Raw genomic sequence first — 22,859 nt, forward strand, 5'->3', positions numbered from 1 at the left:
TTAACCGTGGAAAAAGTTTTACCAGCCGCGATTACGGTCTTTGTTCTGCTCATCTAAGTAGCTTTCTTAAAATTAAAAAGTAAAAAATTTTTGAAAAATGAGAAAAATATAATTGAAGGAAACCACATTGGTGAGGTTTATCGAATAGTTTAGTTGTACCAATTTAACGACAGTTTGTACCTTATTTGTTACTTTTTAAGTTTATATAATGACATATTATTATTCTGTATATTTAAAGTTTTCTTAATGTTTACATTTGAGCGTAGTAATTAATAATTTAAGTGATTGTTTTTGCTTTTAGTTTGGCCTTCAATTCAGTTTTTGTTCATTTTTTGCTGTTAGGATGCGCCCCGACTTTGGCTAGACAGCTGAGGCATAAAAAGTAATATTTATAGGGAATTTAAAATGAAAAAATTAGCCGTTATCATTTCGAGCATTTTATTATCAAGCGCTGCAACCACTGCAATTGCCGCAGATACTTACCAATCAATCAGCCATGTAGGATACGTGGATGTAGATGGTGATGACACTGTAAGTGTTGACTCAACTTATTATTTTTCTCCAAAAGCGACGTTAGGTCCTTATGATCAATTTGAGTACATCAATAAGCAAACAAATGTTTATGGTGCATACAGTGATAATGATTTTTAGACATTACTAGCATTGGCGGTGAGTATTTTGTAGAAGATTTTGTATTAGGTGCACAGTACAATAATTTCGATAGTGATTTTGGCTCAAGCACGGATGTAATTGAACTTTCAGCTGGTTACTTCTTTAACCCAAACCTTGTATTAAAAGCAACGTTTGTAGATGTTGAAGATGCTGACAACCAGTTTGTGTTTGATTTGGCATATAACCACCAGTTAAACAGCACTGATTATATCGGCTTTACAGTAACAGCAGATGATGAGTTTGACTACCGTGCAGTAGCAGCTAAGTACTTTGTTGATTTACAGCAAGGTAACTACTTAACTGTTGAAGGTAAGTTTGAAGATGTTGATGGCGGTTCAAGTAACTGGGAATTAGCATCTAACTACTATTTCAGCAAAGCAACATCAGTGTTTGTTACAGTTAACAAGAACGATGATTACGCTTTTGGTGCTCAACACTTTTTCAATAATAATGTTGGTTTAGAAGCAGGTTACGGCAATAACTGGGATGATTCTGATTACGATGCTTACTTCGCAAATCTAAGCTTACAGTTCTAATTTAACTAAAAATTAGAATATGAATAAAAAGCCCGCTCAATTGAGCGGGCTTTGTTGTTTTTAATGTTTGAGCTTAATTATATTACCAGCCGCAGTTGCGGCCTTCGTTTTGTTTATCTAAATATGTTTGTAATGGTGCAAAGTAATCGAGCATTGCTGTTGCATCCATTTGCGGCTTACCTGTTACAGTTTCAAGCGCTTCTTGCCGGGGCGAGATGAACCCATTTCAAGCATAGCGTTTAGCCTATCCCCTGCTTCTTTTGAATTATAAATAGAGCAGCGATGAATGGCTTTATCGTTACCGGCAATTTCACATAAGCTGCGATGAAACTCAAATTGTAAAATATGCGCTAAAAAGTAACGTGTATAAGGCGTGTTACCGGAACGTGGTACTTAGCACCCGGATCAAAGTCGTTTTCGCTACGTGCGATAGGCGCTTGTACTCCTTGGTATTTTTCACGTAGTTCCCACCATGCTTTATTGTAATTTTCTGGTGCTACTTCCCTGAAAATACCTGCCAACGCCACTGATCAACCATTAAGCTAAACGGTACAAAGGCTACTTTATCAAGTGCCATTTTCATCAACAAACCGATATCTTTAGATTCGTCAGGTACTTGTTCAAGTAAGCCGATTTTTTAAGTAACCCGGTGTAACCGATAAGGCAATGGTGTCTCCAATGGCTTCATGAAAACCATCGTTTGCACTTTCTTGATAAAATAAAGGTTGTTTATTATAAGCGCGTTGATAAAAGTTATGACCTAATTCATGGTGAATAACTGAAAACTCTTCGCCTGTGCGCTGAATACACATTTTAATGCGTAAATCGTCTTTGCTATCGATATTCCATGCTGATGCATGACACTGCACATCTCTGTCTTTTGGTTTTACAAACAATGAACGCTCGTAAAATGTCTCTGGTAGCGCATCAAAACCCATTGAGGTAAAAAAGTTTTCAGCCCCTTTGACCATTTTAAGTTCGTCGTAATTATTTTGAGCTAATAACTCGGTTACATCGTAACCCGGATCGGCATTTTCTGGTGCAACAACATCGTAAATGTTACCCCATGCTTGCGCCCACATATTACCGAGTAAGTGTGCTGGTATTGGCTGATCTTGAGGTACTTTGTCGGTGCCGTACTTTTCACCTAACTTTGCGCGAACATGGCAATGTAGCGAGTTATAAAGTGGTTTAACTTGGCCCCAAATACGGTCAAGCTCAGTGGTGAAGTCATCAGCAGGCATATCGTATTTACTGCGCCACATAGCGCCCGTATCGGCATAACCAAGCTCCTTTGCACCTTCGTTGGTAAGTGCTACTTGTTGCTCGTAAAGTGGGCGCATGGGTTTTGATATTTCACGCCAGCCTTGCCATAAATCAAGTAGTTCGTTGTAATCTCGGCTGGTGGCCATTTTTGAGGTCATGTCGCCAAGGCTTAAACAGCTGCCATCTTCTTTACAGTATTTACCCTTACCGTATAGCCCGCCAAGCTCTGCGACAATTTGTGAAAGCTTCGCTGTTTTATCAGCGTCTTGTGGGGCAGGAAGTGTAAGTGCTAGTTTTAGTTTATCAAGCTTACGGCGAGCATCGTAATCAAGCTCTAGTTCGTCGAATTTTGCAGCTTCATTTGCTAAACGCACGACTGTTTCGGTCATTTTACGGTTAACTTCAGCCGATAGAGCAGATGTATCGTGAGTAATAAAGTTTGCGTAAATCCACTCTGCACGGCTCGATTCTAAATAAAGTGCACTCAGTTCTTTTTCTGTGTTTGTTATGAATGTATTTGCATCTTTAGCTGTTACAGCTTTTTTAGTGTGTGGTAAATCGGTAGTGTCGATAGATACTTGCGCATCGCAGGCCGTTAAAGCAAGAGTACTTGCTACCATTAAGGCGCTCATACTTAGTTTAAATCGAAAGGGGTCATGCTATTCCTTTAATTTATTGTTATTAAAACGTTGATAATAGCAGTGATGTTTAAAACAATAAAATGAATGCGTTAAGGCTCACGACTCGTCGTGCAATGATTGTATTTAAAGATGGGTCATAATTAAGTTACTATTTTCATTCAATGTGTAAGGAATGTGCGCATGTTAATATTTATAATATTGCTGGTCGTGGTGGTGGTTATTTTTGCGGTTAAAGATATTCGCCTAAACTTGATTAGTCGTCCTACGTTTAAAATGTTCAAAAAGGTGCTTCCGCCATTATCGCAAACAGAGCGAGAGGCGATGGAAGCAGGTGATGTTTGGTGGGATGGTGAGTTATTTAGTGGTAACCCAGACTGGCAAAAACTGCACCACTTTCCAAAACCAGAGCTTAGCGATAAAGAAAACGCATTTATGGCTAACCAAGTAGAAACCTTATTGGCGATGCTTGATGATTATCAAATTGTACAAAAAGACAAAGACTTACCAAAAGAAGTGTGGGATTACCTAAAAACAGAAGGTTTTTTTGCGCTGATCATTCCTGAAAAATTTGGCGGTCGTGAGTTCTCAGCAATTGCTAATTCGACGATAGTGTCAAAAATTTCGACTAAAAGCTAACAGCCGCAGTCACTGTTATGGTGCCTAATAGCTTAGGTCCGGGCGAGTTACTTCTTCACTATGGTACTAAAGAGCAGCAAGATCGTTGGCTGCCAAGTTTAGCTAATGGTACAGATGTTCCTTGTTTTGCACTAACGGGACCAGAGGCGGGCTCTGATGCTGGCAGCATTCCTGATTCAGGCGTTGTGTGTATGGGTGAGCACAATGGCGAGCAAGTAATGGGCCTGCGTTTAAATTGGTCAAAACGTTACATTACGCTTGCACCAGTGGCTACTGTACTCGGCTTAGCATTTAAAATGTATGACCCAGATGCTTTATTAGGTGATAAGAAAGAGCTAGGCATTACATGTGCTCTAATACCAACCGATCATCCGGGTGTTGAAACGGGTGAGCGTCACTATCCGCTTAATATGGCCTTTATGAATGGTACCACTTACGGTAAAGATGTATTTATACCACTGGACTGGATCATTGGCGGTCAAGAGTGTGCAGGGCGTGGCTGGAGAATGCTTGTTGAGTGTTTAAGTGCAGGGCGTGGTATATCACTACCGGCATTAAGTGCAGCAACTGGACATTTAGCTTCAAAAATGACATCGGCATACGCCATGGTACGCCAGCAGTTTGGTGTATCTATAGGGCAGTTTGAAGGTGTGCAAGAGGCACTTGCACGTATTGGTGGTTTAACTTACACACTTGAGTCGTGCAGATTAATGACCGCAGGTGCGATTGATTTAAAATTAAGCCCGTCGGTTGTAACAGCGATTGCTAAATACCATATGACTGAAATGGGTCGTACGGTAATGAATGATGCAATGGATATTCATTCAGGTAAAGGAATTCAAGTAGGGCCTAATAACTATTTGGCGCATGGCTATATGGGGATTCCAGTATCAATTACGGTTGAAGGCGCGAATATTTTAACGCGTAACTTAATGATATTTGGCCAAGGTGCAACACGCTGTCATCCATTTGTTTTAAAAGAAATGGAAGCCGCTGCAATGGAAGATGACGACGCAGCACTTGAACAATTTGATGGTTTATTAATGAACCATATAATATTTGCAGCAAGTAATGCAGGTATGGCATTTGTGCATGGCTTAACACGTAGTTATTTTGCTAAAGCGCCTGTAGGTGGTGAAACGGCTATTTATTATAAACAACTGAGTAGAATGAGCCGAGGCTTAGCTATTTGTACAGACGTTGCAATGTTAATGCTTGGCGGTGAGCTCAAACGTAAAGAAATGATATCAGCGCGTTTGGGTGATGTATTAAGTCATTTGTACTTAGCATCAACTGTTTTAAAACGTTATGAAGATGAAGGGCGCCAACAAGCTGATTTACCATTTGTAAAATATGCAATTGAGAACTCATTATTTGAAATTGGCCAAGCGTTTAATGGCTTCTTTAAAAACTTTTCAAATCCGGTTGTTAATTTTATCCTTAAACGTATCGTGTTCCCGCTTGGAAACCATTACCACAGACCAAGTGATGAAATAGCACAAAGTATTTGCGAGCGTATGACTCAACTGGTGTATTTAGAAACCGCTTAACGCATTTATGTTATGTAGATGAAAATGCAGGTACAGGGGTCATGGAAAGCGCATTTTTAGCTATGCATGATATGCAAGCGCAGTTTAAAGACTTAAAACAATGGCAGCGTAAGGGCAGTGTGCCTGCAACGCTTGATATTGAAGGTGCTATAAATTATGCGCTTGAAAATAAGTTGTTAGAGCAAACGGATGCTGATGCAATGCATCATGCTAATAAGCTACGTAAGAAAGCCATTGCAGTTGATAACTTTCAACTGGTGAGCTGTAGCGCAGTACTTTAAATACTAGGGCGTGTTGACCCTTCGTGGTTGAATTTGCAGCAGGCTGTTTGGTTTTTAGGCAAGGCAGAGCCTATGTAGTGTGGTTATTCCCCATAAATCGGCGATAACGCAGCATAAATGCCAAAACGCTGCTGCCTTTGTTCTTTCTAGGGACGATTAACTCTTTGTTGCTCGGTTTTTACTTAGCCCACTAGGTTACAAACCCCGCGCCGCGATTAAATCGCCCCTAGATTGAACAAACTTCAATCCACAAAGATCAACACGCCCTAGCTAAAGCGAAAAAGGCCTTACAAATGTAAGGCCTTTTTATGTTTAATTCATTTATTTTTAACGAGCGTAAGGGTCGGCAACAATTTTATCTATGTACCATTTTCCCTTTTTACGAAGCATTTTTACACTGCGCATTTCATCAATTTTATCACCATTTAAATAGCCGGTAAAAATAAGGTTTATTTTAGCGTTATCGCCGTATTGTTCACGGACGCTCATGTTGGTCATATCAACTTCAATGGTGACTTCATCGTATTGCATATTTACTAAGTTACGGGAAAACTGTTTAGCGGTGCCGTAGGATTTCATTATACGCGTAAGGTTGGGGTTGCCATGGTGCTGGCTTTTTGAAGGTCTTGCTGGTTATAAAGCGCATCAAAATAAGCGGTTGCTGTATCGCCGTGGAGTGTCGCCAAGTGTTTTGGTATCGTCACCACAGGCTGATAAAAATAAACAGATGACCAAACTTAATAAACTCGTGATTTTTTCATATTAATTATTATTAATTAGTTTTTTTAAAGTGTGTGGTTTATCTATGCAGATGTAAAGGTATGGCAGGCAATAAATAGAAAATTGGATAATAAATAATAAAAAAGGATGCCTAAAGCATCCTTCTAAAAATCTTAAAATTACTTATTGTACTAGTTCTTGTTCACTAAACTCTTCATCAAACATTGGGCTTGATAAGTAACGCTCAGTTGCACTAGGTAGGATAACAACAATATTTTTATCTGCGTTTTCAGGTTTTTCAGCAATTCGCTTAGCTGCAACAACCGCTGCACCTGACGAAATACCTACTAAAATACCTTCTTTTTCATTAACTGATGCGCCATTGCAATTGCGTCTTCGTTAGATACAAGCTCTGCGCCATCAATTAAGTCCATATCTAAGTTGCCGGGAATGAAGCCAGCACCAATACCTTGGATTTTATGAGGACTGGTTTAATTTCTTCACCGGCTAGCGTTTGGCTAATAACTGGAGAGTTAGTTGGCTCAACAGCAATAGACTTAACGTTTAGACCTTTTTCTGTTTTGAGGTAACGGCTAACACCTGTAATAGTACCACCAGTACCTACACCGGCTACAAAAAGTCTACTTTGCCGTCAAGCGCATCATAAATTTCAGGGCCTGTTGTTTCAAAGTGAATTTTTGGGTTTGCAGGGTTTTCGAATTGTTGTAATAAAATATACTTATCAGGTGCTGTTGCTTGAATTTCTTTTGCTTTTTCAATTGCGCCATTCATACCTTTTGCACCGTCGGTAAGTACTAGATTTGCACCTAATGCTTTTAATAGCTTGCGACGTTCTAGGCTCATGGTGTTTGGCATAGTAAGCGTTAACTTGTAACCACGTGCTGCTGCAACAAATGCAAGTGCAATACCGGTGTTCCCAGATGTTGGTTCAATAAGTTTCTTTACCTTCAACAAGCTGACCTGACTTTTCAGCTTCCCAAATCATCGATGCACAATGCGGCATTTGATACTAAAGCTTGGATTACGAGATTCAACTTTAGCGTATACATTCCCACCTGTAACACGGTTAAGTTTTACCAGCGGTGTATTACCGATGCTTAGTGAGTTATCTTCAAAAATAGTAGACATAATGTTCCTTTGGATGCAATCTGATCAACGTGTTAATAGCCTTTGCTACTAACTATATAAACACACTTTACTGTGAGTTTAAAAACTAAAGTAAAGTTTGGCTATAACATATATCTATTGGGCTTATAACCAGTCGAAATAAAAATCAATTATTAGCGGTGCTTTAGTTATTATAGGTGCGGGCTTAATTTAAAATTTAAAGAGTAAAACTTCGTTTAGTCAAAAATGTTCAAAAAAAGAGTATTGAAGCTGTGTTTGTTCAATATTTGTGCATATGAATGTAACTTGAATAGTTTTATCACACAATGCGTCTAAAACATGATAAAAACACGTATCTAAATTCAATTAAGCAATCACAATGAAATTAAATCTTAAAATTAATTGCCGGTATTTGGCCGGTATCCTAGTTGGACTATATGTACCTATAACTGGTGTTGAACTTTTTTATTCACAGTAAAAGAGCTGATTGGTCAAATTATCTCCTTTACCATTCCACTTATTATATTATTTTTTATTGCATCAGGTATTGCAGGCCTACCAAAAGGGTCTGGTCACTTACTTGGTAAAACAGTTGGGTTTGCTTATAGCTCTACAATTATTGCAGGTACGCTTGCATTTTTATTAGTAAGTGCTGTTATCCCTTTTTTAAGCGGTGGTATTACATTCGAGGCAGAAGTTGCTACAGAAATTGGCAGCTTTATTGATTTAGAAATTCCACCTCTGATGGGGGTAATGACCGCATTAGTAACTGCTTTTGTATTTGGTATAGGCATGAGCCAATTAGAGCTGGATACGCTTAAAAAGGTGTCTGATCAGGGCCGTGATGTGATTGACGGATTATTATCAAAAGTAATTATCCCTGCTTTACCATTTTACATTGCAGGTGTATTTGCCGAAATGACGGTAGCAGGTACTGTGGTAGATACACTGCAAACATTTGGCGTAGTACTAATTGCAGCGCTTGTTATGCACTGGTTATGGTTAAGCGTTTTATATATAGCGACAGGTGTACTATTAAAACGTAATCCAATCGAATTAGTTAAAAATATGCTACCAGCTTACTTTACAGCGTTAGGTACTATGTCAAGTGCAGCAACGATTCCAGTATCGCTTCAATCAAGTAAAGCAAATAACGTTAAAGAAGATGTAGCAAACTTTACCGTACCACTGTGTGCAACCATTCATTTATCTGGCTCAACTATCACTATAGTAACCTGTGCAATGGCTGTTATGTTTTTATCGCCAAGCATGGAAGTCCCTTCATTAATGGGTATGCTACCGTTTATTATGATGTTAGGTGTAGTAATGATTGCAGCACCGGGTGCTCGGTGGCGCAGTTATGTCGGCGCTTGGTCTATTAACAAGCATGCTTGGGTTTAATGAAGGCGCGGTTGCATTAATGATTGCACTTTATTTGGCACAAGATAGCTTTGGTACTGCGTGTAATGTAACGGGTGATGGTATCATTGCGTTATGGGTTGACAGATTTAGCGAAAAAAAATCGTCATCTTAAACTATTAGGGCGAGGCAATAATATTAGTTATTGTTTCGCTTTATGTATGTTACTGTGGCAAATTAATTTAATTAAATTGCATGTTGTTAGGTAAGTGAGGATGTTCCATTGATTAATGTACTTTTAGTTGATGACCATGAACTTGTACGAACAGGAATAAAGCGTATTCTTGATGATGTACGAGGGTTTAAAGTAATTGGTGAAGCTAAAACTGGCGAAGAGGCTGTACAGTTTTGTCGTCAGCATGCGCCAAACATAGTATTAATGGATATGAATATGCCGGGCATGGGCGGATTAGAAGCGACTAAAAAGATTTGTCGTTACTGCCCTGATGTAAAAATTATTGTGCTTACCGTTAACTGTGAAGACCCGTTTCCGAGTAAAGTAATGCAAATTGGTGCACATGGCTTTAACTAAAGGTGCAGGTTCTGACGAAATGGTGCGTGCCATTCGTTGTGTTCATGCCGGTCAGCGTTATATTGCCCTGAAATTGCACAGCAAATAGCACTTGCGCAAGTGACAGGTCGCACAGACGAAAATCCTTTTCAGAGCTTATCTGAACGCGAACTGCAAATTATGCTTATGATCACTAAAGGTGAAAAAGCACAAAATATAGCTGAGCGTTTAAACCTAAGTTCAAAAACAGTAAATAGCTATCGCTACCGTATGTTTGAAAAGCTAAATGTAGGTGGTGATGTTGAGCTTACCCATTTAGCAATTCGTCATAAAATGATTGATATAGACGTTTCGTACTAACTATAATTTATGTCTGAATTTGATCACGTACATTTTCTCAAAACGCTATCAAGTGAGCCGGGTGTATACCGCATGCTTGATAGTGACAAACAAGTTATTTATGTTGGTAAAGCTAAGCATTTAAAAAAGCGTGTGAGCAGTTACTTCAGAAGTAACATTACCGATAGCAAAACACGCGTTTTAGTGAGTAATATTTGTGACATCGAAGTCACACTCACTAATACTGAAACAGAAGCGCTGCTGCTTGAAAATAATCTAATAAAAAATACCAGCCTCGCTACAACATATTATTACGCGACGATAAGTCGTATCCCTATATTTTATTAACTAGCCATAAACACCCTCGTTTAGCGTTTCATCGTGGCAGTCGTAAAATTAAAGGTGAGTACTTTGGGCCTTTTCCGAGCGCGGGAGCGGTATCTGAAAGCTTGCGGTTAATGCAAAAATATTTCCTGTTCGTCAATGTGAAGATGCTTATTACCGCGCAAGAAGTCGCCCGTGTCTGCAATATCAGCTTAAGCGTTGTTCAGCTCCGTGTGTGAATAAAGTTACGGATGATGATTACAGCGAGCAAGTTGACTATGTCCGTAAGTTTTTAACGGGTAAATCTCACGAAGTTATTGCTGATTTAATAAAAAAATGGAAAGCCAGCCAGCCTACAATTAAATTTTGAACTGGCGGCAAAAGTTCGCGACCAAATAATGCTACTTCGTAAAATGCAGGAGCAACAGTCTATATCAGGTAATTTTGCTGAAATGGACGTAGTTGGTTTTGCTCATTTAAATGGTTTAAATGGTATTCATTTATTAATGATCCGCGATCACAAAGTATTGGGTAGTAAAACGTATTTTCCAAAAGTACCTAGAGATTCAAGCGAACAAGAAATATTAACTTCATTTTTAGGACAGTACTATTTAGCGCCAGGAGCAACAGGGCGTATTGCAAAAGAAATCATATTACCGTTTGAAATAGAAGAGAGCGGGGCACTCGGTGAAGCACTCACACAAATAAGTGAGCGCAAAGTAACACTTAAAGTAGTTACCCGTGGTGAGCGTGCTCAATACTTACAACTGGCTAATAAAAATGCATTAAACAGTATTGCAGTTAAGCAAAGTACCCAAGACTCTATTAATAAACGTTATGCACAATTAAAAGCAACACTGCGACTTGATGATATTACCCGAATGGAGTGTTTTGATATAAGCCACACCATGGGTGAGAACACTGTTGCAAGTTGTGTTGTATTTGACTCACAAGGCCCAAATACAAAAGAGTATAGGCGCTATAATGTAACGGGTATAACCGGTGGTGATGATTATGCTGCAATGGAATTTGCACTTAATAAGCGTTACAACAAATTAGTAGATGAAGACAAAATTCCAGACGTTATCTTTATTGATGGTGGTAAGGGACAACTTGGGCGCGCGGAGCAGTACTTTTCTAACTGGCCACATACAAAAATGCCTTTATTAGTAGGTGTCGCTAAAGGTACTAGCCGTAAGCTGGCCTTGAAACACTATTAATTGACGGTGGTCGAAAAACCATTCCTATGGATTCAGATGCACCAGCGCTACATTTAATACAGCATATACGTGATGAATCTCATCGTTTTGCAATTGCAGGGCATCGTAATAAACGCCAAAAAAAACAACGTACGCAATCACTACTAGAAGAAAAAATGGAGTCGGTTCCAAGCGTCGGCAAACATTATTAAAATATTTAGGGGCATGCAGGGAGTAAAAGCTGCTAATATAGAACAGTTAAAGAAAGTTCTGGGATCAGCCCTGACATGGCTGAGAAGATATTTAACCATTTGCATGACAAGGGCTAGCCCTACACATGCGAATATATAGCAAAAAGACATATCCAAGTAGTTATGTGGAATATTCCAAACACACTCACAACATTTAGACTTTTTCTTATCCCCGTTTTTTTGGTGATATTTTATTTGCCTTATAGCTGGGCTTTTTGCTGCCGCCTTTATTTTTTGGCTTGCATCAATCACCGATATACTAGACGGTTATTTAGCAAGAAAGCTTGAGCAATCAACCCCTTTTGGTGCTTTTTTAGATCCTGTTGCTGATAAAGTAATGGTATGTGCGGCACTTGTAGCGTTATCTGATCAGTACCAGTCAATGTACATGACTATACCTGCTCTTATTATAATAAGCCGTGAAATTGATAATATCTGCACTTCGTGAATGGATGGCAGAGCAGGGTAAGCGTGGTAATGTCGCTGTATCAAACATGGGTAAAATTAAGACGGCTGCACAAATGTTAGCCATTATCGGTTTGATTTGGCAATATGATACATGGATGAACTATTTAAGTTTTGGACTACTGTACATTGCGACCTTTTTAACCTTGAGTTCTATGATGCAATATTTACGTGCAGCATGGGGTGAATTGACTAAAAATTAACTCTAAATGTATAATAACGCACCGTTTTAGATAAAAAACAAGCAAACAGTTCAAAACTAGCATTTTTGTATTGACGCGTTTAATAATCTCTGTAGAATGCGTCCGTGTTGAGAGGGCATAGCCCCGAGATAAACGAAACGGTAATTAATCAGTTACCTGAATGTTCACATAAATCATCATGTGCTAATTCAAATAACTGATAAATAAAATGCGGTACTAGCTCAGTTGGTAGAGCGCGACCTTGCCAAGGTCGAGGTCACGAGTTCGAGCCTCGTGTACCGCTCCAAGTTTATCTTAAGGTTAATACCCCGTACTGGGGCGGAATGGCAGAGTGGCCATGCACCGGATTGCAAATCCGTCTACCTCGGTTCGACTCCGGGTTCCGCCTCCATTTCAACACTCCACACGCTTTAATTAGCAAACTCGATGCCCGAGTGGTGGAATTGGTAGACACAAGGGATTTAAAATCCCTCGACTAACAAGTCGTGCCGGTTCAAGTCCGGCCTCGGGCACCACTTTGTGGTTTAATTGCATTACCAAGTGTAATTTATAAAATGGTTAATTTAGAATTAATATGATGCGGTACTAGCTCAGTTGGTAGAGCGCGACCTTGCCAAGGTCGAGGTCACGAGTTCGAGCCTCGTGTACCGCTCCATATTAGTTTTATCCACTTTTTTAAAAAGCAAACTCGATGCCCGAGTGGTGGAATTGGTAGACACAAGGGATTTAAAATCCCTCGACTAACAAGTCGTGCCGGTTCAAGTCCGGCCTCGGGCACCACTTTAAATTGTTTAACCAAGATAATTTAAAGTTGATAAAATAGTATTTTGCGGTACTAGCTCAGTTGGTAGAGCGCGACCTTGCCAAGGTCGAGGTCACGAGTTCGAGCCTCGTGTACCGCTCCAAATTATTTGGAAATATTTAGGCGGAATGGCAGAGTGGCCATGCACCGGATTGCAAATCCGTTTACCCCGGTTCGACTCGGGTTCCGCCTCCATATAATTTACTCCACACGCTTTAATTAGCAAACTCGATGCCCGAGTGGTGGAATTGGTAGACACAAGGGATTTAAAATCCCTCGACTAACAAGTCGTGCCGGTTCAAGTCCGGCCTCGGGCACCATCTTTACTAAAATCCTCAGATTAAATTCACTTAAATTCTAAATTGCTTCTAATTTTAAAACATTCAAAAATTATTCTTACTTAAATTCTCTAATCTTATTTTTAATACCTACTTACCTTTAAAATCTATTTCTTTTTATTATCTTAGAGTTTCATCATCATACATTTATAAAGCTCCTGTTTGTAATTAACCGTTATTACTTTTATCCCAGCTGGTTAATTAACTGAATTGGTATAATTAATTGTGAATAATACCAATCCGCAATAATACTTAATTATTTTGCGGGGCTAAACGTGTCGCTACCTGTGTTAAAAATTCTCATTTACGACTGCATGGATGCAGAAGGTAGAGCAATGCAGGAGCAATTGCCGAGAGCAACTAAATAGCGATTTTTATCCTAGCTATCAACACGTTTTTCCATCCTCAAAATAGATCACTTAATTAAGCGAATTGGTATAAGAGCACTTGTTTATAACAGAGCAAAAAATCAGAACGCTGGTTATTTAATTTTCTTGGCAATTACTCCTGCACCTAAGTTTTAACGAGGGGTGGCATTAATGAATGTAATAGAAGTGCGGTGTCTAAAATAAATTTAAGGTAGGATTATAAGGAATGCGTTAAGCACTTAGTTATACCAATTGCGAAGATTTTATAAGCGACCCTTGAGGATCGCTTATAAAGGATAAATTGTTATTGCAGTTTACTCTGAGCTTTGTAAATTGGATACTCGCTCAACAAGCCTTGAATAAGCGCAACACACATTAAAATAAGTACTATTGAAAACGGCAAAGCTGTAGTAACTACGCCCGACTGAAGCGCTTGCAATGCTTGCGAGCCACCAACCCAGAGCAATACTGCTGCAATCACGCCTTCGACTGTAGCCCAAAATATACGTTGTGGCACTGGTGCATCTATTTTACCGCCCGCAGTTATACCATCTATTACAAGCGATCCTGAATCAGACGACGTTATAAAAACACCAAAACGAGTGCTATAGAAATAATAGAAATAAAACTAGAAAGAGGTAACTGCTCGTATACTTGAAATAAAGTCACTGAGATATCAGTTAAACCATTTTGTCCAAGTGGGCCAACTTTATCTATAACTTGTGTAATTGCCATATTTCCGAATACGCCCATCCAAACCAAACTAAGAAGCGTTGGTAGGCCAATGACGACGAGTAAAAACGCGTACAGTGTGCCCCTTTGAAACTCGGGCAATAAACATCCCAACAAACGGCGACCATGATATCCACCATGCCCAATAAAACACAGTCCAAGAGTGCATCCAATCTTCATCGGGTCTATTGAATGGATTGCTCAAAGGTACAAAGTGCTCTACGTACGCCCCAAGGGTAAACCAAACAGCAGTAATTGCATCTGAGAAAGTAAGGGCAATAACAGCTAATAATAAAATAAATGCACAAATTAAATTAACATTGCTCAGTACTTTAACACCGCCCTCAATACCTCTAATAACTGAAAATATTGCAATACACGTTACTAAACCTATAACAGATATTTGAAAAGCAGTCCCGTAATCAGTGCCTAACAGATAATTTATCCCGCTGGTAGCTTGTTGAGCGCCAAGGCCTAGCGATGTAGCTAAACCAAATAAAGTAGACAGTACAGCGAGTATATCTATGATATGACCAAGCCACCCCCATGCGCGATCACCAAATAATGGAAAAAAAAACAGAACGTATAGATAAAGGAAGGCCTTTATTAAATGCAAAAAAAGCCAAGCTTAATCCAACAACAGCGTAAATCGCCCATCCATGTAAACCCCAGTGGTACATGGTTGCACCCAAAGCTAAAGAGTGTGCTTGCGGTGAGTTTGGCTCAACGCCCATAGGCATATGATACCAACCAGTATAATATGCAGTTGGCTCAGCAACTCCCCAAAACAGTAAGCCAATCCCCATTCCTGCTGCAAAGAGCATTGAAAGCCATGACATGTAACCATGTTCAGGACGAGCTTTACGCCACCCAACCGAATTTTACCTAAAGGAGAAAATGCTAAAATAACGCAAAAGATCACAAAGGCATTGGCTAGTAACATAAAGTAACTATCAAATTGATTAATTATTGCGTCTTTAGTCGAGGTTAGTGCATCACGGGTAACGGTAGGGTCAAAAACTAGGGTAAGTATTACAAATAAAACAACTAAGAAGGCGCTTATACCAAATACTGGATTATGGATATCAAATCCCCACTTTTGTACATTATCTTGCCCAACTTGGTAATCAGTAGTGTCTATACTGTATTTTTTTGTCATGTCATCCATCGGCTCTCTTTTTATAGATAACTTAATTCATATGTCCTACGTAATTAAATATAAAATAGTTTTAAAATTAATATAACTTTTTATTTATAAGCAATGAGATGATTAAGCGTAGTATTTGTTATTTTAGAACTAAAAAAGCGAGCCGTAGCTCGCTGATTATTTTCTATTCCCAGGCCGCTGGGTCAACCTCTTTAGCAAGTTTAGGATGCTTACTTTTGTCAAAGGTGGGTATTAAGCCTTTTTGCGTTGTTCGTTGTAATCTTTAGAGAGCCATACAACAACACCTGAAAGCATAAATAGCGCTATAACGTTTACAATGGCCATTAGACCCATTGATATATCTGCCAGCGTCCAAATTAAACCAAGCTCACCAACAGCACCAAACATCACCATGCCTAAAACAACAAGTCTAAAGATAAACATCCCTTTATTAGAGTTGTGTTCTAAAAACATTAAATTTGTTTCAGCGTAAGAGTAATTAGCCACAATAGAAGTAAAAGCAAAAAAAACAATATAGCAATGGCAATAAAGTAAGTACCCCAGTCACCGACATGTTCTTGTAATGCTGCTTGTGTAAGTTCAATCCCCATAACACCAGATTCAGGTACTAATTGCTGCGATAGTAAAATAAGAGAAGCAGTCGCTGTACAAATAACAATAGTATCAATAAATACGCCTAACATTTGCACATAACCTTGTGATGCTGGGTGAGGAGGGTAAGGCGTCGCAGTAGCCGCGGCGTTAGCTGCACTACCCATACCGGCTTCGTTTGAGAATAAACCACGCTTTATGCCTTGGATCATCGTGTGACACCGTATCCAATAGCACCAGCACCAGCTTGTTCAATACCAAAAGCACTTTTTATAATAAGCACTAGCACATCATCAGGTGCAGTAAAGTTAATGGCGCATACATAAAGTGCAACCAGCAGGTAAGCTAATGCCATAAATGGCACAACCATTTCAGCAAAGCGAGAAATTGTTTTTAGGCCACCAAAAATAATGATGCCAGAGCCAACAACCAAGCAAATGCCTACTATATACTTAGGTACATCAAACGCTACTTTCAAATGCAGCAATAGAGTTTGACTGTACTGCGTTAAATACTAAACCAAAGGCTAAAATTAAACATAACGAGAATAAAGTTCCCATCCAACGTTTGCCTAAACCGTTTTGCATATAATAAGCAGGGCCACCTCTAAAATTACCATCTGCATCTTTTGTTTTATAAGCCTGAGCTAAAGTACTCGGCAAAACTTGTAGCCATACCTATTAATGCAATAAGCCACATCCAGAAAATAGCACTGGGCCACCTAGGTATAAGGCAACAGCAACACCTGCCATATTACCAGTACCGACACGAGCTGCTAATGAAGTACAAAAAGCCTGAAAGGATGAAATTTCGTTATCGGCACATTTACGAGAACCAAACATAACTTTGAACATATGTGGAATTGCACAAATTGAATAAAGCCTAGTCGAAAAGTAAAAGAAGAGGCCCGCTGCTATTAATAAGTAGACGAGAACTTGCCCCCATAGAAGGGCACTTATACTATTTATTATGTCTGTCATGGATACTGCCTAAATACATGAGTTAAAAAAAGTGACCGCAACTTATCACATCAGGATAAAAGTGTTTAGTTTTAAAGTTCAAAAACAGAGTTATCAACAGGGTTTTGTGGGTAACTTGTGTTTATCGTGTGCGCTTGCTTGGAGCTTAATTTTAATTACTATTTTATGCAAATAACGCTTGCGTAAAATCCGCCGCTCCCTATAATGCGACCCCACTGAGACGGGAAACGCCGAAGCATAGCGAGGCACGAACTACTCAGAGAGTTAAATAAAACTTCGGTTTTAAATTGTCGAAAGAAAGTTTAAAACTAAGTGTTGACTCGAAAAATAAAGGGTGTATTATTCGCATCCCTTGAGACGCTAAAGCGACTCAAAACGTTCTTTAACAACAATATAAAGCAATCATCTGTGTGGGCACTCGTACAGATTGAGTTCTAACAGCCAAGCTACTTAGGTAGTGAGGCAAACAAATTAGAGTCTCAATTGAAACTGAGTGACCATATGTTATTAAAAGATTCAGCCTTGAGCTGTTTTGATTTCACTTTTTAAAAGTGAAAATAATAACGCACAGTCAATTCGTTTTTGGCAACAAAAACAAAAATTCAGAATTCATTGAGCTGTCGAAAGACATAAAACTTTTTAATTGAAGAGTTTGATCATGGCTCAGATTGAACGCTGGCGGCAGGCCTAACACATGCAAGTCGAGCGGTAACAGAAAGTAGCTTGCTACTTTGCTGACGAGCGGCGGACGGGTGAGTAATGCTTGGGAACATGCCTTGAGGTGGGGACAACAGTTGGAAACGACTGCTAATACCGCATAATGTCTACGGACCAAGGGGGCTTCGGCTCTCGCCTTTAGATTGGCCCAAGTGGGATTAGCTAGTTGGTGAGGTAATGGCTCACCAAGGCGACGATCCCTAGCTGGTTTGAGAGGATGATCAGCCACACTGGGACTGAGACACGGCCCAGACTCCTACGGGGGAGGCAGCAGTGGGAATATTGCACAATGGGCGCAAGCCTGATGCAGCCATGCCGCGTGTGTGAAGAAGGCCTTCGGGTTGTAAAGCACTTTCAGTCAGGAGGAAAGGTTAGTAGTTAATACCTGCTAGCTGTGACGTTACTGACAGAAGAAGCACCGGCTAACTCCGTGCCAGCAGCCGCGGTAATACGGAGGGTGCGAGCGTTAATCGGAATTACTGGGCGTAAAGCGTACGCAGGCGGTTTGTTAAGCGAGATGTGAAAGCCCCGGGCTCAACCTGGGAACTGCATTTCGAACTGGCAAACTAGAGTGTGATAGAGGGTGGTAGAATTTCAGGTGTAGCGGTGAAATGCGTAGAGATCTGAAGGAATACCGATGGCGAAGGCAGCCACCTGGGTCAACACTGACGCTCATGTACGAAAGCGTGGGGAGCAAACGGGATTAGATACCCCGGTAGTCCACGCCGTAAACGATGTCTACTAGAAGCGGAGCCTCGGTTCTGTTTTTCAAAGCTAACGCATTAAGTAGACCGCCTGGGGAGTACGGCCGCAAGGTTAAAACTCAAATGAATTGACGGGGCCCGCACAAGCGGTGGAGCATGTGGTTTAATTCGATGCAACGCGAAGAACCTTACCTACACTTGACATACAGAGAACTTACCAGAGATGGTTTGGTGCCTTCGGGAACTCTGATACAGGTGCTGCATGGCTGTCGTCAGCTCGTGTTGTGAGATGTTGGGTTAAGTCCCGCAACGAGCGCAACCCCTATCCTTAGTTGCTAGCAGGTAATGCTGAGAACTCTAAGGAGACTGCCGGTGATAAACCGGAGGAAGGTGGGGACGACGTCAAGTCATCATGGCCCTTACGTGTAGGGCTACACACGTGCTACAATGGCGCATACAGAGTGCTGCGAACTCGCGAGAGTAAGCGAATCACTTAAAGTGCGTCGTAGTCCGGATTTGAGTCTGCAACTCGACTCCATGAAGTCGGAATCGCTAGTAATCGCGTATCAGAATGACGCGGTGAATACGTTCCCGGGCCTTGTACACACCGCCCGTCACACCATGGGAGTGGGTTGCTCCAGAAGTAGATAGTCTAACCCTCGGGAGGACGTTTACCACGGAGTGATTCATGACTGGGGTGAAGTCGTAACAAGGTAGCCCTAGGGGAACCTGGGGCTGGATCACCTCCTTATACGATTTAGAACTTATTTGTTCGTAGTGTCCACACAGATGATTGTTAATTAGTGCGTGTTCTTCGGAATAACTAATTAATATGCTCTTTAAAAATTTGGAAAAGCTGATAATAAAATTCTGATAGATACATTGTATTTATCAAGAGTTTTCAAAAGTAAAAAAAAAAAGAATGGTAGCAGTACCATTCAGTGCCATTTAATTAACTCTTATGAGTTGATTGATTGGTATCTACTTTAGTATTCAATATTAACTTCTGGCGAAGTTAAACTGTCACAAAACAAAGACCCGTTTGGGTTGTATGGTTAAGTGACTAAGCGTACACGGTGGATGCCTTGGCAGTTGGAGGCGATGAAGGACGTATTAACTTGCGATAAGCCTAGTCAAGCTAGTAAAAAGCGCTTGAGACTAGGATTTCCGAATGGGGAAACCCACCTGCTTGCAGGTATCGTTAACTGAATACATAGGTTAACGAGGCGAACGCGGAGAACTGAAACATCTAAGTACCCGTAGGAAAAGAAATCAACCGAGATTCCGAAAGTAGCGGCGAGCGAAATCGGAACAGCCCTTAAGCTTATTATGTGTTAATGGAAGGCTCTGGAAAGTGCCACGATACAGGGTGATAGTCCCGTACATGAAAAGACATTTTAAGTGAAATCGAGTAGGTCGGAGCACGTGAAACTTTGACTGAATATAGGTGGACCATCATCTAAGGCTAAATACTCCCAACTGACCGATAGTGAACCAGTACCGTGAGGGAAAGGCGAAAAGAACCCTGTGTGGGAGTGAAATAGAACCTGAAACCGTGTACGTACAAGCAGTAGGAGCCCACTTGTTGGGTGACTGCGTACCTTTGTATAATGGGTCAGCGACTTATATTTTGTAGCGAGGTTAACCGAATAGGGTAGCCGTAGGGAAACCGAGTCTTAACTGGGCGACTAGTTGCAAGGTATAGACCCGAAACCCGGTGATTCAGCCATGGGCAGGTTGAAGGTTGAGTAACATCAACTGGAGGACCGAACCCACTAACGTTGAAAAGTTAGGGGATGACCTGTGGCTAGGAGTGAAAGGCTAATCAAACCGGGAGATAGCTGGTTCTCCCCGAAATCTATTTAGGTAGAGCCTCGGACGAATACTTACGGGGGGTAGAGCACTGTTAAGGCTAGGGGTCATCCCGACTTACCAACCCTTTGCAAACTCCGAATACCGTAAAGTAATATCCGGGAGACACACGGCGGGTGCTAACGTCCGTCGTGAAGAGGGAACAACCCAGACCGCCAGCTAAGGTCCCAAAGTCATAGTTAAGTGGGAAACGATGGAAAGGCCCAGACAGCCAGGAGGTTAGAAGCAGCCATCCTTTAAAGAAAGCGTAATAGCTCACTGGTCGAGTCGGTCTGCGCGGAAGATGTAACGGGGCTAAACTATGCACCGAAGCTGCGGATTCAGAATTTATTCTGAGTGGTAGGGGAGCGTTCTGTAAGCGGTTGAAGGTGTACCGGGAGGTATGCTGGACGTATCAGAAGTGCGAATGCTGACATGAGTAACGATAATGGGAGTGAAAAACTCCCACGCCGGAAGACCAAGGGTTCCTATCCCATGTTAATCAGGGTAGGGTAAGTCGACCCCTAAGGCGAGGCCGAAAGGCGTAGTCGATGGGAAACAGATTAATATTTCTGTACTCGATATAATTGCGATGGGGGGACGGAGCAGGCTAAACAAGCATGGCGTTGGTAGTCCATGTGAAAGTGAGTAGGTTGGCGACTTAGGTAAATCCGGGTTGCTATTAAGACTGAGACACGAGACGAGTCACTACGGTGATGAAGTTGTTGATGCCATACTTCCAGGAAAAGCCTCTAAGCTTCAGATTATATGGAATCGTACCCCAAACCGACACAGGTGGTCAGGTAGAGAATACTAAGGCGCTTGAGAGAACTCGGGTGAAGGAACTAGGCAAAATCGTACCGTAACTTCGGGAGAAGGTACGCTCCTATCTGTGATGAGACTTGCTCTCTAAGCGGACGGGAGCCGCAGTGACCAGGTGGCTGGGACTGTTTATTAAAAACACAGCACTGTGCAAAATCGCAAGATGACGTATACGGTGTGACACCTGCCCGGTGCCGGAAGGTTAATTGATGGGGTTATCCTTAGGGAGAAGCTCTTGATCGAAGCCCCGGTAAACGGCGGCCGTAACTATAACGGTCCTAAGGTAGCGAAATTCCTTGTCGGGTAAGTTCCGACCTGCACGAATGGTGTAACCATGGCCACGCTGTCTCCACCCGAGACTCAGTGAAATTGAAATCGCAGTGAAGATGCTGTGTACCCGCGGCTAGACGGAAAGACCCCGTGAACCTTTACTACAGCTTGGCACTGAACATGAAACCATGTGTAGGATAGGTGGGAGACTTTGAAGCAGCGACGACGTTGTTGTTGAGTCAACCTTGAAATACCACCCTTGTAGTTTTGATGTTCTAACGTTGGCCCCTGAATCGGGGTTACGGACAGTGCCTGGTGGGTAGTTTGACTGGGGCGGTCTCCTCCTAAAGAGTAACGGAGGAGCACGAAGGTTGGCTAAGTACGGTCGGACATCGTACGGTTAGTGTAATGGTAGAAGCCAGCTTAACTGCGAGACAGACACGTCGAGCAGGTACGAAAGTAGGTCATAGTGATCCGGTGGTTCTGAATGGAAGGGCCATCGCTCAACGGATAAAAGGTACTCCGGGGATAACAGGCTGATACCGCCCAAGAGTTCATATCGACGGCGGTGTTTGGCACCTCGATGTCGGCTCATCACATCCTGGGGCTGAAGTCGGTCCCAAGGGTATGGCTGTTCGCCATTTAAAGTGGTACGCGAGCTGGGTTTAGAACGTCGTGAGACAGTTCGGTCCCTATCTGCCGTGGGCGTTTGAGAATTGAGAGGGGTTGCTCCTAGTACGAGAGGACCGGAGTGAACGAACCGCTGGTGTTCGGGTTGTCATGCCAATGGCATTGCCCGGTAGCTACGTTCGGAACTGATAAGCGCTGAAAGCATCTAAGCGCGAAGCAGGCCTCGAGATGAGTTCTCACTAGACTTTTAAAGTCTCTGAAGGGCCGTTGAAGACTACAACGTTGATAGGCAAGATGTGGAAGTGGTGTGAGCCATTAAGCTAACTTGTACTAATTACCCGTGAGGCTTAACCATACAACGCCAAACGCGTTTTATGCGACAGTTTGACAGAAGTTAATATGACTAAAGTAGAAATTACTTAAAGAAAAACTTAAAAAATATTATCAGATATTTTCCAAATTCAGTTAATGCGCAGAAATACGTATTAACGCCCAAATTTGCTTGGTGACAATAGCGTTTTGGACCCACCTGATTCCATGCCGAACTCAGTAGTGAAACGAAACAGCGCCGATGATAGTGTAGCATTTACTATGTGAAAGTAGGACATTACCAGGCTTCAAATTGTAGAAAGCCCGACTAGAAATAGTCGGGCTTTTTTACGCCTGCAGAAAAGTGAAATACGCGCAATTAACACACATTCACATCAACACCCATCACGTAGGTCGGGGAGCTTAGCGACTTCTG

Annotated in this window: 8 tRNA genes, 3 rRNA genes and 11 pseudogenes; 17 read left to right on the forward strand and 5 right to left on the reverse strand. The window is 41.3% G+C overall.

Features of this window, described 5'->3' with window-relative positions:
* Nucleotides 1–405 precede the first annotated feature (405 nt).
* Nucleotides 406–1,208 (forward strand): annotated as a pseudogene (locus JG479_RS05795) (putative porin).
* An 82-nt stretch (nucleotides 1,209–1,290) separates the two neighbouring features.
* Here JG479_RS05795 and JG479_RS05800 read toward each other — a convergent pair.
* A pseudogene (locus JG479_RS05800) lies at nucleotides 1,291–2,983 on the reverse strand (M2 family metallopeptidase).
* A 312-nt stretch (nucleotides 2,984–3,295) separates the two neighbouring features.
* Here JG479_RS05800 and JG479_RS05805 point away from each other — a divergent pair.
* Nucleotides 3,296–5,582: pseudogene (locus JG479_RS05805) on the forward strand (acyl-CoA dehydrogenase).
* Nucleotides 5,583–5,909: 327 nt separating this feature from the next.
* Here the strand turns inward: JG479_RS05805 and JG479_RS05810 are convergent.
* Nucleotides 5,910–6,317 (reverse strand): annotated as a pseudogene (locus JG479_RS05810) (hypothetical protein).
* Nucleotides 6,318–6,485: 168 nt separating this feature from the next.
* Nucleotides 6,486–7,451: pseudogene (gene cysK, locus JG479_RS05815) on the reverse strand (cysteine synthase A).
* Nucleotides 7,452–7,809: 358 nt separating this feature from the next.
* On the opposite strand from cysK, the pseudogene JG479_RS05820 reads away from it, so the two are divergent.
* From JG479_RS05820 to JG479_RS05875, 12 genes and pseudogenes are all read left to right on the forward strand, one after another.
* Nucleotides 7,810–8,964 (forward strand): annotated as a pseudogene (locus JG479_RS05820) (dicarboxylate/amino acid:cation symporter).
* A gap of 108 nt (nucleotides 8,965–9,072) precedes the next feature.
* Nucleotides 9,073–9,720: pseudogene (gene uvrY, locus JG479_RS05825) on the forward strand (UvrY/SirA/GacA family response regulator transcription factor).
* A gap of 9 nt (nucleotides 9,721–9,729) precedes the next feature.
* Nucleotides 9,730–11,551: pseudogene (uvrC, locus tag JG479_RS05830) on the forward strand (excinuclease ABC subunit UvrC).
* Between the two features lie 45 nt (nucleotides 11,552–11,596).
* Nucleotides 11,597–12,141: pseudogene (gene pgsA / locus JG479_RS05835) on the forward strand (CDP-diacylglycerol--glycerol-3-phosphate 3-phosphatidyltransferase).
* 210 nt (nucleotides 12,142–12,351) lie between these two features.
* Nucleotides 12,352–12,427, forward strand: a tRNA-Gly gene (locus JG479_RS05840).
* 31 nt (nucleotides 12,428–12,458) lie between these two features.
* Nucleotides 12,459–12,532 (forward strand) — tRNA-Cys (locus JG479_RS05845).
* 37 nt (nucleotides 12,533–12,569) lie between these two features.
* Nucleotides 12,570–12,656: transfer RNA gene (locus tag JG479_RS05850), tRNA-Leu, on the forward strand.
* 64 nt (nucleotides 12,657–12,720) lie between these two features.
* Nucleotides 12,721–12,796, forward strand: a tRNA-Gly gene (locus tag JG479_RS05855).
* 38 nt (nucleotides 12,797–12,834) lie between these two features.
* Nucleotides 12,835–12,921, forward strand: a tRNA-Leu gene (locus tag JG479_RS05860).
* Nucleotides 12,922–12,970: 49 nt separating this feature from the next.
* Nucleotides 12,971–13,046, forward strand: a tRNA-Gly gene (locus tag JG479_RS05865).
* A gap of 19 nt (nucleotides 13,047–13,065) precedes the next feature.
* Nucleotides 13,066–13,138, forward strand: a tRNA-Cys gene (locus JG479_RS05870).
* A 38-nt stretch (nucleotides 13,139–13,176) separates the two neighbouring features.
* Nucleotides 13,177–13,263, forward strand: a tRNA-Leu gene (locus tag JG479_RS05875).
* A 690-nt stretch (nucleotides 13,264–13,953) separates the two neighbouring features.
* Here the strand turns inward: JG479_RS05875 and JG479_RS05880 are convergent.
* Nucleotides 13,954–15,549: pseudogene (locus JG479_RS05880) on the reverse strand (BCCT family transporter).
* A gap of 163 nt (nucleotides 15,550–15,712) precedes the next feature.
* Nucleotides 15,713–17,120, reverse strand: a pseudogene (locus tag JG479_RS05885) (alanine/glycine:cation symporter family protein).
* Nucleotides 17,121–17,760: 640 nt separating this feature from the next.
* Between JG479_RS05885 and JG479_RS05890 the strand changes: the two are divergent.
* The 3 genes from JG479_RS05890 (at nucleotide 17,761) to rrf (ending at nucleotide 22,730) form a co-directional block, all read left to right on the forward strand.
* Nucleotides 17,761–19,292 (forward strand): 16S ribosomal RNA (locus JG479_RS05890).
* 302 nt (nucleotides 19,293–19,594) lie between these two features.
* A 23S ribosomal RNA gene (locus JG479_RS05895) occupies nucleotides 19,595–22,469 on the forward strand.
* 146 nt (nucleotides 22,470–22,615) lie between these two features.
* Nucleotides 22,616–22,730: ribosomal RNA gene (gene rrf / locus JG479_RS05900) — 5S ribosomal RNA — on the forward strand.
* The 16S, 23S and 5S rRNA genes sit together here, the layout of an rRNA operon.
* Nucleotides 22,731–22,859 lie beyond the last annotated feature (129 nt).

It is taken from the genome of Pseudoalteromonas sp. LC2018020214 (assembly GCF_016598755.1).
Classification (GTDB): domain Bacteria; phylum Pseudomonadota; class Gammaproteobacteria; order Enterobacterales; family Alteromonadaceae; genus Pseudoalteromonas; species Pseudoalteromonas distincta.